Genomic DNA, 239 nt, shown 5'->3' with positions numbered 1-239 from the left:
AAGACAAACAGAAAAAGGAGTTATTGCTCATTTAACAATAGCTCCTTTCTTTTTTATTTATTTTTTTAAATACCGTTGATCAAAGTAGAATTTGATTTTTTTACAATCTGCCTTAAAATTTTGTATAATAGGAATTGAAGTTAAATTAGATGCTAAAAATTTGTAATTAAGAAGGAGGGATTCGTCATGTTGGTATTCCAAATGCGTAATGTAGATAAAACATCTACTGTTTTGAAACA

Annotated in this window: 1 protein-coding gene; it reads left to right on the top strand. The window is 26.4% G+C overall.

The window, feature by feature from the left end; all coding sequences use genetic code 11:
• Positions 1–186: 186 nt before the first annotated feature.
• Positions 187–239: 23S rRNA methyltransferase attenuation leader peptide (locus KZZ04_RS22280; RefSeq protein WP_117115223.1), on the top strand; the 53-nt coding region annotated here is incomplete at its 3' end.

Source organism: Pseudoalteromonas sp. CR1 (genome assembly GCF_019392235.1).
Taxonomy (GTDB): Bacteria; Pseudomonadota; Gammaproteobacteria; order Enterobacterales; family Alteromonadaceae; genus Pseudoalteromonas.
The sequence above is the reverse complement of the archived record's forward strand: the minus strand, read 5'-3'. Positions and strand labels throughout refer to the sequence as shown.